We start from the raw sequence: 16,154 nt of genomic DNA on the forward strand, positions 1-16,154 counted from the left end.
CGGCACGTCATTTCACTGGAAAAGTTCAGCAAGAGCCGCGCCACGCCGGCCCGCTCCGGCGACGCGGCGAGATGGGGTGAGCGCATGGGGCGAATCGCCCCCCTGCGGCAAGATGCCCCGACCATCGCGCCTCCGGGAGGCGTCTGCTCCTGTCTGCTCTTCCCGGGATGGCCGCCGGATCGTCCGTGGGGATATCAGCGCCTTCCTCGATGAGCCCGGCGCTCTCGTGTTCTCCGGTGCGGCGAAGGCGGCTTCGCACCCCAGGGTGTGGGGATGAGAGGTGGGCGCCTGTCCTCTGCGCCGCGCCGCGCCACGCGGCGCCGCCGGATCACTGGAGGCCCCTCATGCTCGGATCACCCAGCTCGAACGCCGACAGCGCCTGGCGAATGAACACCGGCACCGAGACGTAACTCTCGAGCGCCACGCAGGCGCGGTTCGACGAGCACGTGCACCTGGCGAACGCGCTGAAGTCGTCGTCGTCCGCGTCCGGGTCGGCCTCGCAGCCGGGCACGCCCTCGCGCTCGACCTCGCCGTCCGGCGCGATGGAGGCGATGGACGGATCCCACCGCACGATCGGCTGCCCGTTGTCCGGGCTCAGCTTCACCTTGTGCCAGTCCGCCTTGCCGTCGCTGTCGAGATCCGGACCGGGCTCGGTGACATAGGCCCTGGCCAGGAGCTCATTTCCGTATTCCAGGACGCGCGCGCCGATGCCCTTCTGAACGACCTTGCCGAAGATGGTCTCTGTCCCGTACGCCTTGGCCACGAACACCTTGCCGGACGGATGGTGGAGCTCGATCCGGCCCGGGAAGCTGGGATCTGTGTCTGCCCCCGTCTCCCAGATGTGCATCATGTCCAACCATTTCTGCTTCTGGTTCTCGGGCAGGTAGAGGAGCGTCCAGGCGATGAGGAACTTCTGCTGTTCCCAGCCGATCTGCGGGTCGAGGATGGCGACCTTGGCCGGCGCCCGCGGGCTCCACGGCGCGCTGTCGACCGCGCCGTAGGCGCTGCAAACGATGCTGCCCTCTCCGGGGAAGCAGCTCTCCGGTCCGCTCCTGCTCCACCATGACGTCCAGCCGAGGGCCCTGGCCGGGTATCCGCTCCGGTCCTTGACGGGCTTGCCGCTCTGGTCCGCCTCGATGCGCACGCCCTTGATGGCGTCGTCCCCCGTGAGGTTGTTGGCCAGCCAGCGGCGGTATCCTTCCGGGAAGACGTCGGCGAGCGAGACAGCGCGGTAGCGCGCGTCGAGGAAATCGTGGCGCGAGTCGCTGATGAAGTTGTCGACGGATTCGGTCATCAGCATCGCCACCCACGCCTTGTCGTAATAGGACCCGACGTTCATCGTGTACGACGAGTCGAACTCGCCCTTGTCCTCCGCGAGCGCGTTCTCGAGCGGCTTGCCGCCCACCGCGATGTCGCCGAAATATCCGGTCGCGCCGTTCGGCACGACGACCAGCGTGTCCCCGGCGTCGCCGAAGACATCCGCGGACGACCGGAGGACCGTGTCCCCCTTCGGCAGGTAGTGATCCCCCGGCTGCGGGCGCGCCATCTGGAGCGCGAAGTGATCGAACGCGACCCCGGCCGCGAGGATGTTCTCCTTGAAGAGGCTGCCTGCGACCTGCGTCCAGAGGGTGTCGAAGTCGTAACCGCGCTCCAGCGCGAACTCGCGGTAGACGTTCGTGAGCAGCCCGAGGCCCTTGGCGGCGTCGCGCATCTTCGCGTTGTAGCGGTTCAGGGTCCGCTCCGAGGCCGCGCGCACGCTGAAGGACTGCCGGCCGCGCCGGTAGTTGTCGAAGATGTGGTTCACCTCCTGCTGCGTGATGAAGAAATTGAAGAGCTCGTAGGCGTCCGCGCCGTTGTCGTGCCGGTACACGCTCAGGTTGCCGAGGTCCGCCCACCGGTCCGTCGCGAAGCCGTACGGCACGCGGGTGCGCCCCGCCGGGTCCACCGAGGGCCCCTTCGCGCCCTTCGGCGTGCTGAGCGAGCGCCACGCGACATGATCGACCTTCTGCTGCCGGCAGCGCGTGTACTTCCCGTCGATCGGCACGATCTGGCCGTCGAGCACGGGGTGCCAGACGCCGTCGCGCTCGTCGTTCCAGTCCGACGGCCTGTACGCGCTCGGGTCGACCTCGACGCAGCTCTCCGGCCGGATCAGGGCGTATTTGTTCTGCAGGTCGGAGTAGTGGATGTCGTCGTCGCCGTGCTCGGGCTGGAAGCCGAGGACGCCGCCGAAGTCGTCGACCTTGGCGAGCATCCCCTTGCCGCGCGGCGTCGTCGCCTTGTAGCTTGGGTCCGCGTGCACCGCGACGGCGTCCCCGTAGAACATGCGCACCGCGGCGAAGTCGTAGGCGCCGAGCCCGATGAGGTCCTGCGTGGGCTCGCCAGCGTAGTCCATCGTCGACGACTGCATGAACATCCAGAGCAGGTTCTTCTGCTCGTCCTCGGTCATCGGGTCGTAATAGCGAGGCCCGACGCACGACGCGCCGTCGTCCGAGAGCGTCTCGCACAGCGCCTTGACCCGGCCGTTGTTCGTGCGGAGCTGCCAGTATTGCGGCCGGTACCCCCATGCGTCCGACGAGCTCACGAAGTTGTGGCGCAGGCCGACGGAGTGGCCCATCTCGTGCAGGACCACCGCGTAATGGGCCCGCTGCGCGAGGTAGCGCCGCATGGCCTCGGCGCGCCGCGCCTTCTGGCTGGCGTCCCCTTCGCCGAACCGCCCGTGCTCGTCCGCGAATTTCTCCTCGAGGATGTCCGCCAGGTTGGCTGTCGCGAGCGGCGCCGGCGCCTCGTGCATCACGCACGCCCCGCGCTCGGCCAGCGCGACCTCCCTCAGGTTCCTGAGCTCGCGCTGCACGCTCGGGTTCGCCCCGCGGAGCGGCGAGGCGAAGCGCATCACCTCGTCCGTGAGCGGCAGCCCCTCCACGCCGGCGAGCTCCTGCATCCGCTTCGTCGTGAGCTCGGCCTCGAGCTCGGTGCCCGCCGCGGCCCTGCGGCGCGCCTCGTAGATCGCGCGCATGCTGTCCGGCGCCTTCGCGTCGGCCGCGATCGCGCGCACCTCCTTCGCGAGCCGCCGCAGGCTCTCGCGCAGGCCGGGATCGCGCGCGAGCTGGTCTCCAACCGCGGCGGCGTCGCCGTCCCCCCCGGCCGCCCGGGCGACGCGCCGGGCGAGCTCCTCCCGCGTGAGCCGCGGCAGCGCGCCGCCCTTCGACGCGCCCTCGCTCGCCTGGGCCCAGTCGCGCACGTGGTCGCCGTCGGTCACGTCCTCGGTCCTGAGCTCTCCCTTGATGTAGCGGGCCGTGTCGACGACGCCCTGGCTCCACAGGTCGTTCACGTGCGTCCAGACGTTGATGCTCGCCGCGACCTTCTCGCCGGTGAGCGGGTCCTCCGCGTCGCTGTAGATGCCCCACGCCGAGGGCGACTGCGGCGCCTCGAAGTTGTTGATCTGGTGGTAGCGCAGGTCGCCGATCCGCGCGCTCAGCGCCGCGCCGCATTCCCTCATCAGCGCCTCGTCGCGCCCTGCGTCCTTGCGGCGCTCGTCGCCGCACATCCTGGCCGTCACGCCGGCGGGCAGCCGCGGGCCGCCGCACGCCTCCGGATCGTCCGCCTCGACCGGGCTATGGCAGAGCACGACCATCTCGGGCATCTTCGCGAGCGCCACCACGCCCGGCGCGTACCCGCGCCGCGCGCCGATCTCGTCGGCGACGGCGCTGCAGTCCCGCCCCTCGTGCGCCTTGCCGCGCCGGCACGCGTCGACCTCGCGCGCGAGCGCGATGGCGTCCGCGTTGTCGTCCATCTGCCCGTCGTAGACGGGGAACGCCGCGCTGCAGCCCGCCGCGTCGCCCGTCGTGCCCGTCGTCCGCCGACACTCGACGTACCTGGCCGTGACGACGGCGCTGCGCAGGGCGACGTCCCACTCGTGGGCAGCCCAGTCGGTGGCGTCGAAATACTCGGGGTGGCTGTTCGACGTCACGTACCACGGCTGTGGCACGACCTTTCGCCGCTGGTACGGCAGGGTGCATCGCTGCTTGAAGGTGTCGCACCGGGATCCCGGGCCCACCTTCACCTCGCCGCCCTCTGCCGCGAGCGTCGCCTCGGTGACGGCCTCGCACTCGTCCTCGGTCCCGTTCCCGTCCTCATCGCGGTGCGGATCCGCGCCGAACGGCGTGGTCTCCGGCGTGAAGCACCGGATCTCGCCCGTCATGCTCGCCGGATCGGCGTAGTAGTGGCTGCGTTCCCAGAGGTTGTAGCGGCTGATCATGCGGTGCCACCTGGCGTCGCTCATGCCGTAGTTGCGGGCGTAGCCGAGGCGCTCGCGCAGGAAGGGCCCGTAGGCCTGGAACCTGTATCCGTCCCACTCCGCCGGCTCGTAGTCCCTGTCGACGACGCGGCGGAACGACTGCCGCAGCGTGATCTCGACCGGGTTGCACGACCCGACCGGCGCCGTGCCGCCCGAGAAATCCGCGTCGAGCATGCAGGCCGGGAAGCGGTCGATGCCCCACCCGAGGTGGCTCAGATCGACGAGCTGGGGCACCGCGAACGCCTTGTTGGTGACGTCGAAATATCCCTCGTCGGGGTCGAAGTGCGGCGCGTCGGGGTGCCCAGGGTCGTTGATCGTGTAGGCGAGCGGCTCGTACTGCACGCCGCCGTAGACGCCGATCAGCGACAGCGTGTCGAAGTCGTACGAGTCGACGTTCAGGTTCTTCGACCAGTCGACCCGCATGAACTCCCGCTCGTACCAGGGGCGGTCGGTCGTGTTTTCGACGACGACGTTGCTCTGCTCCCCCGTCGCCGGGTTGTAGTCGCGCTGGATGTCGAAGTGCGAGACGATCTTGTATGCCGCGGCCACGACGCCATCGTCCGTGGCGTTGCCGGCCCCCTTCCCGTCGGTGTCGTTCACGCGCTCGTAGGTGAGCCGTCCGATCAGGAGATCTTCCTGGATGACCCACTTGATGCGCGCGACGTCGGCCTGGGCGTACGAGGACGAGAAGAGCCCGTCCTGCGCCGCCCCGTACCCCACGTCGATGACGGTCGTCCGCGCCCAGAACTCCGGATCATCCTCCTTGCTCTGCAGATCGGCGCCGACGAAGAACGATTTCATCAGCGCGTTTGCCTGGACCTGGTTGATCTCCGCCCGTTCCTGGGCGCAGCCCGCGGCCAGGCACAAGGCTGTCGCGAGCCCTGCAGCTCTCCCAATCCACCTCATCGCAGAGTCCTCCCATGGCGCGGTCACGAGCGCGCATGCCCGCATGGGAACCTCGGCGTCCCCATGCGATCTGAAGACCGTCACGCGCGCGAACGGCGTGTCGGATTGTCCCCCGCGACAGCGGCACATCGCGTGCCACCGCTGCCATTCCCCATCTCCGCCGCTGAATCCATTGCATTTGCGGTCTCTTGCGCCCCTCGCTCGACCGCGCCGCGCGCCCGAGCGTCAGGAGAGCGTTAGGAGACTGACGGGCTATCCCCATTTGCCCTGGTCGAGGCGGCACCCCGCCCCACGAGCCCCCTCGCCGGGGGCCGGGCAGCTCGGGACGCCCGCCCCTCCCCTCTTCGCCCCCTTCCCGTCCCCCCGCCCTCCGCTCCCGTCCCCGCGCCCCGCTCCCGAGATCAGCGGCCTCTCCCCCCGGATTGAGGTATCGAACCCCACCCCATCGGGAGGAACGCAGTGCCTGAAGGAGACGTCCTGCTCTCGAACGCCGACGGCACCATCCTGGCGCACGGCCCCAACGTGCTCGTCTGCGACTGCCCCGGCGACAGCCTCGACCTCGCGGTGCGCCGCGTCGCCACCTTCGCCCTGGTCGCCTCGCTCATCATCGCGGGCATCGTCGCCGCCCGCGCGGCCCCGTTCCCCATCGTCTTCATCGCGGCGATGTGGACCGCAGGCGCCACCGCCGCGCTGCTGTTCGTCCGCCGGCGCCGCCGCCTCCACGGCCTCTTCCGCCTCGACTTCGAGCGCGCCGAGATCGTGCAGGAAGGTCGCGGCTTTCGGCGGATTTTTCCAGTACAGTCGATCGCCCGCGTCTCGACCCCGCCGGCGCTGGACGTCGAGGTCGACGAGCCGGGCCTCGCGCCGCGGTGGCTGCTCCTTCACCTGTCGACCGGCGAGCAGCTCCGCCTCGGCAAAGCGCCCGCCTACGCGCTCGGACCGGCGCTCGCCTTCCTCAGGCGAGCCGGCGTCGAGGCGTGACGGGCGCTTCTGCCGCGCCGCCTGCGCCGCCCCGTCAGGGCGACGGCAGCCTGGGGTAGGGCGGGCCGAAGTCCCTGCTGGCCGACCGCTGGTTCACGAGGACCGGCGTCTTCATCGTCGCGTCCTCGTAGAGCGGCTGGACGATGCACCTGTTGCTTCCGCACTCCCCCGGATCGGGGAAGGCCACGTCGGCGACGAGCCAGAACCGCTCGCCCGAGTCCTCCTCGGTGAACGCCACGGGCTCCTCCGGGTCGTAGAACCCGGTGGGCCCGAGGTCGGCCCCGAGCTCGCCGTTGCAGTAGACCTTGACCCGCGGGTGCACGTCGAACGACGCGGCGCCGCCGAAATAATGGACGGCGATCCGCATCCACCCGGACTTCGGCGGGAAATCGACGTTGATGTTCTCCGGCGCGCAGAACGACGAATCGTCGGGATCGGTCACCCGGGCAGCGCACGAGATGTTGTCGAGGTCGAGCCGCGGGTTGTGGCAGCCTTTGCGGTTGAGCCGCCACCGGTTCCCCACCTCGCGGGGCGCGTAGAAGCAGGTGTTGTTTGTATCCACCGGATCCAGGTACCAGTTCACCGGGTCGGGCGGCGTCGCCGTGTCGCTGAACCAGGTGATGCTCGGCTCATCGTCATCCGCGAGGGTGTTGATCGTGCAGTTGCGGTAGCCGCACACGACGTTCGAGCCGCCGATCGTCCAGGGCTGCGTGTTGTTCGGCTTGTGGAGGTAGAGGTCCAGGTCGACGCTGCGCGGCTCGTGCTCCCACTCGAGCTCGACGCGCAGACCCCGCGCGCCGACGAACAGCGGGTAGACGCAGGTCTTCGTCTCGCCGCCCTCCACGCGCTTCGAGTACGTGACCGTATACTCGCCCGACTGCAGCGGCTTGAAATCGTCCTTCGGTTCCGTCCCGCCCACCGCGGGGCACGGGGCGACGCCCGCGGGGCAGGCCACCGTCCACTCCTCGGAGCCCGCGACGGCATCCGCGCTGAACGTGCCCGTCCCTTCCTTGAGATCGACCTTGGCGAAGGGCGCCGACTGGATGGGGTGGCAGCCCGCCGTGTCGCTCATGTGGCAGTTCTGGTCCGCGTGCACGCCGCCGACGCACGGGCCCCACGTGCCCGTCTCGTCGCAGAGCTGCGTCCCGGGAAAGCACCCCTCGCTCTGCCGGAACGACGGGTCCCCGCGAAAGCAGGAGTGGGCCTGGCCGGCGATGCACGCGCAGGTCTCGTCGATCATGCCGTTGCAGTTGTCGTCCAGACCGTCGTGGTCGACGCCGAACTCATCCACGCCGCACAGCTCCTCCGGACCGCAGGCGCTCCCGCACGGGTTGACCGCCACGTCGGGTGTCTCCTCGGCCGGCCCTGCGTCGATGTTGAGGTTGCCGCCGAAGCCGTCGTCCTCGGGGCCGCCGGGCGCCTCGGGCCCGGCCCCCGGCACGTCGGCGCCGCCCGACCCGACGAGGCCGCCCGAGCCGCCGACCCCGGCGCCGCTGCCCGTCGCCAGATCGACAAGATCGAACCGCTTGCCCTCGGCGCTGCAGCCGGCCGCGATGACGGCGCCCGACGACGCGGCAGCGATCACGACAGGGAACACGGACAGGACACGAAGACGAAACATGATACCTCCACGTGAGGGGGCTCGGCGCAGGTTGCGGCGAGCTCCCCTCCGCTCAGCGCCACGGCGGAGCGCACCTAGCTTAGCAAAACGGCGGCGCTGCGGCCCCGCGACGCGCGCGTCCGCGTGAGGCCGCGCGCCGGGATGGCAGGACACCGGGCCTCGAACCCTCAATGGGTAAGAGGCAAAACGAATTTGCAGGTTCAACAGGGAGCTACGCCGAACTCCCTAGCACGGCTGCCGTCCGGCGCCGTCGATAACGGACGGCCGCGCGCCCGCAATGCGCGTGTTCCCGAGAAACGGAGTCAGGCGAACCACCATCAGGTAAATCACTACAGATTCTCTACCTGCCGGAGGGCGGGCGCGCCGCGCGCGGGTGTCGCCGCGCGCGGGTGTCGCCGACCGCCGGCGCCGTCCCGAGGGCGCGAGCGGCCGCGGCGGTGGAAGGCGGCGCGGGCGCGCCGCGCGCGCGGTCAGGGGAGCGGCGGGTAGGCGGGACCGAAATCGGTCTCGACGTGGTCCCTCGTGGTGAGCAGGGGCGTCTTCGTGTCGGGGTTGTCGTAGATCGGCTGCACGATGCAGGTCGCCTGGCCGCACTCGTCGGGCTCGGGGAAGAGCACGTCGGCGACGAGCCAGAACCGGTCGCCGGCGTCCCCGGGGGCAAAGGCGACGGGCCGCTCGGGGCTGTAGAACCCCGTGGGCCCGAGATCGGCCCCCAGGGCGCTGTTGCAGTAGATCTTGACCCGCGGGTGGACGTCGTCAGGCAGCACCCCGCCGTGACCATAGTAATGCACGCCGACGCGCATCCACTGGCGCTTCGGCGGGAAGTCGATGTTGATGTTCTCGGGCGCGCAGAAATCCTCGCGCTCGGGGTCGGTCACCTCGGCGTCGCAGCTCCTGTTGTCGAGGTCGAGCCGCGGGTTGTGGCAGCCCATGCGGTTCGCCCGCCAGGCGTCCCCGACGCCCCGGGGGGCAAAGAAGCAGGTGTTGTTGCTGTCCACCGGATCCAGGAACCAGTTCACCGGATCGGGCGGCTCCCCGCTGTCGCTGAACCAGCGGACCTGGCGCTCGGAGGGGATCGCGAACTGCGCGATGGTGCAGTTGTTCCAGCCGCAGTCCACCGCAGAGCCCGTCATGCTCCAGGGCTGCGTGTTGTTCGGCTTGTGGAGGTGGAGGTCGAGATCGACCCGGCCGAAGTCGTGCTCCCACTCGAGCTCGACGCGCAGCCCGCCGGCGCCGACGAACAGCGGGTACTTGCAGCTTTGGGTCTCGCCGCCCGCGACGCGCTTCGTGTACGTGACGATGTACTCGCCCGATTGCAGCGGCCTGAAATCGTCCGCGGGGTTCGACCCGCTCACGGCGGGGCACGGGTCGACGCCGTCCGGGCAGGCCACCGTCCAGCGCTCGGAGCCCGCGACGGCATCCGCGCTGAAGATGCCGGTGCCCGCCTTGAGGTCGACGCTGGCGAAGGGCAGCGCCTGGATGGGGTGGCAGGCGACGGAGCTGTTCACGTAACAGGTCTCGTCGGCGTGAACGCCGCCGAGGCACGGGCCCCACGTGCCCGTCTCGTCGCAGAGCTGGGTGCCGGGGAAGCAGCCCTCGCTGTCCCGGAACGACGGGTCGCCGCGGAAGCACGAGTGCGCCTGGCCCGGGACGCAGGGGCACTCCTCGTCGATCTCGCCGTCGCAGTCGTCGTCGAGGCCGAGGTGGGCCGCGGTGCACAGCTCTTCGCGGCCGCACCCGCTGCCGCACGGGTTCACGGTCACGTCGTCCGCCGGCTCCTGCCCGCCGTCGGGGTTGGGGAGGCCGCCCGGCCCTCCCGCCTCGTTCTCGCCCCCCGCCCCAGCTCCGGCATTGCCACCTCCGCCGACGTTGAACGGGCCCGGCGTGCCCGTCGCGCTGCAGCTCGCCGCGACGCCGGCGCTGGACGCCGCAGCGCCCGCGAAGAGGAGGAGCGAGGAGGAGAAACGAAGTCGACGCATGAGACCTCCATTTCGAGGGACCTCGACGCGGGGACAAAACCGGTTCACCCCCCCGCCCGACACCCCCAGGCATCTTCCAGGAGCGCCTGCCAGTGTAGCAAAATCGTCAAGAGACAGCGGTACTGTAGCGGTGGGCGAGCGCGCCCCGCGCGCGGGCGCAGCGACCGATCCGAGCGCGATCGATGGCGGGCCCTGCCCGGCGCGCTGCGTGGTTTTGACCGCCGACGCGGGGCGCCGTGCGGCGAGGTGCGGTGCGGCAGAACACCGCGTCACCGCGGGCCGGCGGGGCGCGCGCCCACGTCGCGCGCCCCGCCGCAGCGCACAGCCGACGCCCGCCGACGCGGGCGCGCGCCCCGGAGGTCGGCGCGCTTCAACCGACGATCGGCAGATGCCTTCCGCCGCTGGCCTTCACCGGCTGCGGCGGCTCCGCCTGCGCTTGCACCGCGGGCGGAGAGGCCGTCTCCTCGATGTAGACGCCGGACCGGAAGCGCTGCTCGCCGCCCGCGATCTTGCGGTGCGCCAGCGTGTGCTGCATGAAGTTCAGCGGGAAGAAGCCGGCGAGCTGAACCCAGCTCGACTGCCGGGTCAGGGTGAACCGACGCCATATCGACGACGGCGAATAGAATTTCGTCCACGCGGACACCCACCCCTCCCGGAGCCGCTCCCGGGACATCTGCTTGGGCACGAAGTAGGGTGAGCCGGCGTCGTGGTCGCGGCGCAGCCACCAGCGCTCGTCGGTGAGGCGCCCCTCCGCCTTGAGGCGGCGGTAGAGCTGCGTCGCCGGATACGGGGTCAGGATGGCGTACAGCGCCATCGTCAGCTTCATCTCGATACCGAACTCCACGGTGCGATCGAACACCTCGGGATCGTCCGTATCGAAACCGAAGACGAAGCTCCCCCAGACGGAGATCCCGTGATCGTGGAGCATCGCCATCGTCTCCTTGTACTGGGACGGACGGTTCTGCCGCTTGCCGGTGAACTTGACGGTCTCGTCGTCGATGCTCTCGAAGCCGATGAAGAGCGCCTTGCACCCGCTCTCGGCCATGAGCTTGACGTTCTCGAGGCGCTTGACCGCGGCGAGCGAGCACTGGCCTATCCAGTGCTTCTTCAGCGGGACCATCCGGGTGAACAGCTCCTTCGAGTAGGCCCGGTGGATCATCACGTTGTCGTCCGCGAACATGATGAGCTTGCCGAGCGACCTCAGCTCGGCGAGCACCTCGTCGGTCGGGCGGAACCGCATCGTGGTGCCGTTGGCCGTCGACACGCTGCAGAACTCGCACGGATACGGGCAGCCGCGCATCGTCTGCACGACCTGGAACGGGATGTACTTCTTCGAGGTGAACAGGTCGCGCCGCGGGGCGGGGCGGCCCGCGAGGTTCGGCAGCTCGGGGCGGTAGATGGGCTTGAGCTCGCCGCGCTTCACGTCCGCGAGCAGGGCGGGCCACGCGTCCTCGGCCTCGCCGACGACGACGGCGTCCGCGTGCTGCATCGCCTCGTCCGGGCACGCGGTGGGGTGGATGCCCCCGAGCACCACCTTCACGCCGCGCCTGCGGTAGGCGGCGGCGATATCGTAGCTCCGGCGCGCGGTCTTGCTGTCGACGCTGATGCCGACGAGGTCGACGTCCTTCACGTCGCGCTGGAGATCGAACGGCTGCACGACGTCATCGGTGTAGATGACCTCGTCCTCGGGGGGCGTGAGCGCCGCGAGCGTGCCGAGCCCCACCCGGGGCAGGTAGGCGGAATCTTCGCTTGCCGTGGCGATGAGCTCGATCTGCATGGCAGATCGTACTTATCACGGGGCCGCGCCGGTCACTCCGGTTCTTGCTTCGCGCCGATGCCGTGGCGGCGCAGGTACGCCCGGACGTGCGCCCGCTCCATGCCCGCGCGGCGCGCCATCTCGCTCACGTTGCCCTTCGCCTCCTCGGACAGGGCGGCGAAGTAGTCGCGCTCGAACCGCGCGAGCACGTCGCGCTTCGCCTCCTGGAACTGCCGGCCCTTCAGCGACGCGAACGACCCGTTGAAGCTGCCGCCCCCGCCGCCGCCCCCGCCCGCGGCGATGGGCGGCGACGAGTTGCCGTGCACCGGCGTCTCGGTGAGCGCGCCGAGGTGCGCCGCGATGTCGATCTCCTCGCCCTCGCCCGCCAGCGCGAACGCGACGGCGACCGCGTTCCTCAGCTCGCGGACGTTGCCCGGCCAGTCGTGCCGCATCAGCCGCTCGAGCGTGCTGTTCGAGACGCGCTCGTACGCGCTCTCGTCGCCGAGATCCTTCAGCATCCGGCGGACGAGCACCGGGATGTCCTCGACGCGCTGCCGGAGCGCCGGCAGCTCGATCTTGATCTGCGCGACGCGGAAGTAGAGGTCGCTCCGGAAGTTCCCGGCGTTGACGGCCCGCACGAGGTCGCGGCGCGTCGCCGCGAGCACGCGCACGTCGACCTCGCGGTAGCTCGATCCGCCGACGCTCTTGATGCGGCGCTCGGCGAGCGCGCGGAGGAGCTTCGGCTGCACCTCGAGCGGCAGCTCGCCGAGCTCGTCGAGGAAGATCGTCCCGCCGTCGGCCTCGATGAACGGCGAGAGGCGCTTGTCGACCGCGCCGGTGAACGCGCCGCGCTCGTGGCCGAACAGCGTCGCCTCGGCCAGGGTCGGCGGGATCGAGCCGCAGTCGACGACGACGAACGGCTTCTTCGAGCGGGCGCTCGCGAGGTGCAGCGCCTGGGCGACGAGCTCCTTGCCCGTGCCTGTCTCGCCCGTGATGAGCACCGTGAGATCGGTCGGCGCCATCTTGGAGAGGCGCTCGAAGATGGCGCGCATCCCGGCGCTGCTCGCCACGAGCGGGCCGAACGAGGGGATGGCCGAGACCGTGATGCGCTCGGGGCGCAGCGGCTCGAACTGGATCTCCGTCTCGCCGAGCCGGAGCTTCGTGCTCGTGAGCAGGTAGATGTCGCCGACCCGAACGCCGCCGACGAAGGTGCCGTTCCTGCTGTCGAGATCGCGCACGCGCACGCCCTGCTCGGTCGCGACGAACTCGGCGTGCACCGCGCTCACCTTGGCGTCGTCGAGCACGAGCTGGCAGGCCGCGTTGCGGCCCACGATGACGGGGTCGGTGCCGATCTCCAGCCACCCGCCGCCGCCGCGCGCGGGCGACGACTTCGTCGGGCGAATGCGCCCGCCACGCACCTCGACCCTGTTCTTCGTGCCTACCGTGGCGTCGAGCAACTCAGTGCCTCTCTGTCTTGCGGCGCGAAGGGGGGCCCTCCGGCCGGGGGATCTCTGCGCCGGACCTGCTGGGCGGCGGCGGGGGGACGCCGCCCGTCCTGCTCGGCAACGGCGGGGGGACGCCGCCCGCCCGGCTCGGCGGCGGCGGGGGGGCGACGCCCGCCCGGCTCGGCGGCGGCGGGGGGGCGACGCCCGCCCGGCTCGGCGGCGGCGGGGGGGCGACGCCCGCCCGGCTCGGCGGCGGCGGCGGCGCGCCGCCCGTCCGGCTCGCCGGCGTCGGTGTCAGGCCGCCCGTCCGGCTCGGCGGCGGCGGCGTCACGCTCGTCCGGCTCGGCGGCGGCGGCGGCGCGCCGCCCGTCCGGCTCGGCGGCGGCGGCGTCACGCTCGTCCGGCTCGGCGGCGGCGGCGGCGGCGCGCCGCCCGTCCGGCTCGGCGGCGGCGGCGTCACGCTCGTCCGGCTCGGCGGCGGCGGCGGCGCGCCGCTCGTCCGGCTCGGCGGCGGCGGCACGCTCGGGGCGGCGTCGGAGAAGCCGCCGTTCTCGGTCATCGTCGGGGGACCGTCGACCACCGTGGGGTTGTCCTCGAGGAACGCCTCGGGCAGCTCCGAGGGGAGACGGCTCCGCTGCGAGCGGCGCACCGCGCGCGTGATGTTCGCCGGCTGGATGGCGCGCCAGCTCGTGAGCGCCTCCGCCGCGGAGCTGAAGCGCCGCTCGCGCCGGCGATCGAGCGCCCGCTCGAGGAAGCGCTCGATGCCCACCGGCCACTTCTCGCCCGTCGCCTCGGCGAGCGACGGCGCCGGTCGGTCGAGCTTCATCGCGACGAGCACCGCGGCCGTCGCGCCCTCGAACGGCAGCCGCCCGGACAGCGCCCGGAAGGCCACCGCGCCGACCGCGTAGATGTCGGCCCGCTCGTCGGCCCGCGCCGCGCCCCGCACCTGCTCCGGCGCCATGTACGCGAACGAGCCGAGCGTCGCGTCGAAGGCGGTGAGCGTCGGCTCCTCCTTCTCGCGCCGCGTGAGCTTGGAGATGCCGAAGTCGAGGATCTTCGCGCGCTCGCGCCGGTCGGGCAGGCCGAGGTGCTCCAGGTAGATGTTGCCCGGCTTGAGGTCGCGGTGGATGACGCCCGCCTCGTGCGCGGCCACGAGCCCCTGGAGCACGTCGTCGATGATCGGGCCGACCTCGCTGAACGGCAGGTACTGCTCGCGCTTCAGCCGATCGGCCAGCGACTCGCCGTCGAGCTGCTCGAACACGAGCAGGTGCGCGCCGTCCTCCGTCTCGCCGACCTCGAGGAGCTGACAGACGTACGGGCTCTTGATGGCCGAGGCGATCTTCGCCTCCCGGTCGAAGCGCCGCACGAGGTCCGGCTTCATCGCGGCGCGCGCGAGCAGCACCTTGATGGCCACCGGCTGCATGTCCGATTCCCGTGTCGCGGCCCAGACTTCGCCCATCCCGCCCCGCCCGAGCAGGCGGGTGACGCGGTAGCCAGCAACAAGGTCGCCCGGGTGGATCGCCACGTAACCTGGATCGGGACCGTACCACCGCCATCTTCGAACGGGTGAGAAAAAAGCGAGAGCGCCGGCAAAAGCCGAGATCTTCAGAGGCGCGCGCCGCTGGCGGCGAGGCGCGTCGCGCTCACGGCGGGCGGCGGGCGGCGGGCGGCGGGCGGCGGGCGGCGCGGGCGACGCGGGCGACGCGGGCGACGCGGGCGACGCGGAGGGAACGGCAACGCGCGCCGCGCGCGAGGCGGCGCGGGGTCGTGATCGCGCGACCGTGGTCTGCGTCACGACGAGGAATCCCGGGAGGAACGTGCCGGACCGCGGGACGACGGGGCCGCGGCACTAGCCCGAGGCGGCATCATTCTGTAGGCTCGCGGCGCCATGCCGCGTACAGCCGAGGACGTCGAAACCTACCTCCTGCAGCTCGATCGCCGGTTCGACAACGACGCCGGTACCTACCTCGTCTCGGGGGGCCCCGACGCGCCGCCGATCGCGATCCGCGTCGATCCGCCGATCGTCGCGGTGCGCGTCACGATCGGCCCCGTGCCCAAGGACGACGCCCACCAGACCAGGCTCTTCCGCCGCCTGCTGGAGTACAACGCGACGGATCTCATGCACGCCTCGTACGGGATCGAGGCGGGCACCGTCGTCCTGTCGGCGGCGCTGGAGCTCGAGAACCTCGACATGAACGAGCTCGAGGCGATCCTCAGCGACATCGATCTCGCGCTCGCCCGCCACGTCCCCGTGCTGCACGATCTCGCGCTGAGCTGAGTAGACCTGCCGCGCCCTCGACCCCTGCGCTACCCGAGAGTTGGAGCTGATCTATGGGAATTTTCGCGCGCCTTGCGACCCTCATCAAGTCGAACCTGAACGACCTCATCAGCCGCTCGGAGGACCCCGAGAAGATGCTGAACCAGGTCGTCATCGACATGTCGAACCAGCTGATCGAGGCGAAGAAGCAGGTCGCCGTCTCGATCGCCGACGAGAAGCGGCTGGCCAAGCAGGCCGAGCAGGAGGCCGCCAACGCCGCCGAGTGGGAGCGCAGGGCGATGCTCGCGATCAAGGCCGGGGACGACGCGCTCGCCAAGGAGGCGCTGAACCGCAAGAAGGAGCACGACCAGCTCGCCGCCACCTACAAGGACCAGTGGCAGAAGCAGAAGCAGGCGGTCGACCAGCTCAAGACGGCGCTGCGCCTCCTGAACAACAAGATCGAGGAGGCGAAGCGCAAGAAGAACGTGCTCATCGCCCGGAAGAAGCGGGCCGAGGCGCAGAAGGCGATCCAGGAGACCATGAGCGGTCTCAACAACGCCTCCGCGTTCGAGACGTTCGACCGGATGGCGAACAAGATCGACCAGATCGAGGCCGAGGCCGAGGCCGCGGGGGAGATCGCCGAGCAGTACACGGGCGACACGCTGGCGCAGCGGTTCGGGCAGCTCGAGGCGACCGCAGGCGCGGACGACGAGCTGCTCGCGCTGAAGCGGAAGATGGGCGTGCTGCCGCCCGAGCCGCCGCCCGCGCCGCCGCCGCAGCAGGTGCGCGTGGCCGGGACGGGCGGCGCGCCGACCGGCATGCCCCAGGCCGAGCAGGACGAGCTCGCGGCGGCCATCGCGGAGCTCGAGGCCGAAGAACAACGTGAACAGGCCCGGATGAAGCGCTAGAGCACGC

At 71.0% G+C, this 16,154-nt stretch carries 9 protein-coding genes; 3 read left to right on the forward strand and 6 right to left on the reverse strand.

Annotated features, from left to right (window positions below; genetic code table 11):
- Nucleotides 1-328 precede the first annotated feature (328 nt).
- Nucleotides 329-5,200, reverse strand: a complete 4,872-nt coding sequence (locus tag WMF24_RS29425; protein WP_437730735.1) for a hypothetical protein — start codon at nucleotides 5,198-5,200, stop codon at nucleotides 329-331.
- A 459-nt stretch (nucleotides 5,201-5,659) separates the two neighbouring features.
- Between WMF24_RS29425 and WMF24_RS29430 the strand changes: the two genes are divergently transcribed.
- Nucleotides 5,660-6,181: a hypothetical protein gene (locus tag WMF24_RS29430; protein ID WP_437730736.1), complete on the forward strand. Its 522-nt coding sequence runs from the start codon at nucleotides 5,660-5,662 to the stop codon at nucleotides 6,179-6,181.
- A 34-nt stretch (nucleotides 6,182-6,215) separates the two neighbouring features.
- On the opposite strand, the gene WMF24_RS29435 is transcribed toward WMF24_RS29430, so the two are convergent.
- The 5 genes from WMF24_RS29435 to WMF24_RS29455 all read right to left on the reverse strand — a co-directional run bounded on the left by WMF24_RS29435 (nucleotide 6,216) and on the right by WMF24_RS29455 (nucleotide 14,507).
- The gene (locus WMF24_RS29435) at nucleotides 6,216-7,802 is read right to left on the reverse strand and encodes a hypothetical protein (RefSeq protein WP_437730737.1); all 1,587 of its coding nucleotides are present in this window, start codon (nucleotides 7,800-7,802) and stop codon (nucleotides 6,216-6,218) included.
- Nucleotides 7,803-8,272: 470 nt separating this feature from the next.
- Nucleotides 8,273-9,781 (reverse strand): hypothetical protein, encoded by a 1,509-nt coding sequence (locus WMF24_RS29440; protein WP_437730738.1) that lies wholly within the window; start codon nucleotides 9,779-9,781, stop codon nucleotides 8,273-8,275.
- 370 nt (nucleotides 9,782-10,151) lie between these two features.
- Nucleotides 10,152-11,558 carry a B12-binding domain-containing radical SAM protein gene (locus WMF24_RS29445; protein WP_437730739.1) on the reverse strand — a complete coding sequence of 469 codons (1,407 nt, stop codon included), beginning with the start codon at nucleotides 11,556-11,558 and terminating at the stop codon, nucleotides 10,152-10,154.
- Between the two features lie 32 nt (nucleotides 11,559-11,590).
- Nucleotides 11,591-12,994, reverse strand: coding sequence for a sigma 54-interacting transcriptional regulator (locus WMF24_RS29450; RefSeq protein ID WP_437730740.1), 1,404 nt, complete (start codon nucleotides 12,992-12,994; stop codon nucleotides 11,591-11,593).
- Between the two features lies 1 nt (nucleotide 12,995).
- The gene (locus tag WMF24_RS29455) at nucleotides 12,996-14,507 is read right to left on the reverse strand and encodes a protein kinase domain-containing protein (protein ID WP_437730741.1); all 1,512 of its coding nucleotides are present in this window, start codon (nucleotides 14,505-14,507) and stop codon (nucleotides 12,996-12,998) included.
- Nucleotides 14,508-14,870: 363 nt separating this feature from the next.
- Here WMF24_RS29455 and WMF24_RS29460 point away from each other — a divergent pair, with 363 nt between their 5' ends.
- Together WMF24_RS29460 and WMF24_RS29465 are read left to right on the forward strand one after the other, a co-directional pair.
- Nucleotides 14,871-15,260 carry a hypothetical protein gene (locus WMF24_RS29460; protein ID WP_437730742.1) on the forward strand — a complete coding sequence of 130 codons (390 nt, stop codon included), beginning with the start codon at nucleotides 14,871-14,873 and terminating at the stop codon, nucleotides 15,258-15,260.
- 53 nt (nucleotides 15,261-15,313) lie between these two features.
- Nucleotides 15,314-16,147, forward strand: coding sequence for a PspA/IM30 family protein (locus WMF24_RS29465; protein WP_437730743.1), 834 nt, complete (start codon nucleotides 15,314-15,316; stop codon nucleotides 16,145-16,147).
- The last annotated feature ends 7 nt before the right edge of the window (nucleotides 16,148-16,154 follow it).

Origin of the sequence: Sorangium sp. So ce1335, assembly GCF_051521615.1 — a bacterium.
In the GTDB taxonomy this organism is placed as follows: Bacteria; Myxococcota_A; Polyangia; order Polyangiales; family Polyangiaceae; genus Sorangium.

What these genes read in the sequence shown, in the direction of transcription:
- WMF24_RS29440 (WP_437730738.1), bottom strand. Translation starts at nt 9,781, where the DNA reads ATGCGTCGACTTCGTTTCTCCTCCTCGCTCCTCCTCTTCGCGGGCGCT.
- WMF24_RS29435 (WP_437730737.1), bottom strand. Translation starts at nt 7,802, where the DNA reads ATGTTTCGTCTTCGTGTCCTGTCCGTGTTCCCTGTCGTGATCGCTGCC.
- WMF24_RS29445 (WP_437730739.1), bottom strand. Translation starts at nt 11,558, where the DNA reads ATGCAGATCGAGCTCATCGCCACGGCAAGCGAAGATTCCGCCTACCTG.
- WMF24_RS29425 (WP_437730735.1), bottom strand. Translation starts at nt 5,200, where the DNA reads ATGAGGTGGATTGGGAGAGCTGCAGGGCTCGCGACAGCCTTGTGCCTG.
- WMF24_RS29460 (WP_437730742.1), top strand. Translation starts at nt 14,871, where the DNA reads ATGCCGCGTACAGCCGAGGACGTCGAAACCTACCTCCTGCAGCTCGAT.
- WMF24_RS29465 (WP_437730743.1), top strand. Translation starts at nt 15,314, where the DNA reads ATGGGAATTTTCGCGCGCCTTGCGACCCTCATCAAGTCGAACCTGAAC.